Raw genomic sequence first — 329 nt, 5'->3', positions numbered from 1 at the left:
CGAACCGCCTCGCGCATCATCTGGTCGGGCTCGGGGTGAAGCCGGATCAGCCGGTGGCGATCTGCCTTGAGCGCAGCCCGGCGATGGTGGTGGGGCTGTTGGCGATCCTCAAGGCGGGTGGCGCGTATCTGCCGCTGGATCCGGCCTATCCGTCCGCGCGGCTGCGGCAGGTTCTCGACGATGCGGCGCCGCGACTGCTGCTGGCCGATGCGGCGGGACGCGCCGCGCTCGGCGCCGATGCGCTGGTGGACGTGACGGTGATCGATCTGGAGATGGCGACGCCGGCCTGGGCGAACCTGCCGGAATCCAATCCGGACCCACGCGCCCTC

The 329-nt window shown here is 71.4% G+C and carries 1 protein-coding gene; it reads left to right on the top strand.

Translation table 11 applies throughout. From position 1 onward, the window contains the following. Positions 1-329 (top strand): AMP-binding protein (locus tag AC0L3A_RS41070; protein ID WP_473256627.1); only part of this gene is annotated, 329 nt, incomplete at both ends.

This window comes from Bradyrhizobium sp. MI1.3 (genome assembly GCF_055811695.1).
This window is presented reverse-complemented; position numbering and strand designations above follow the sequence as displayed.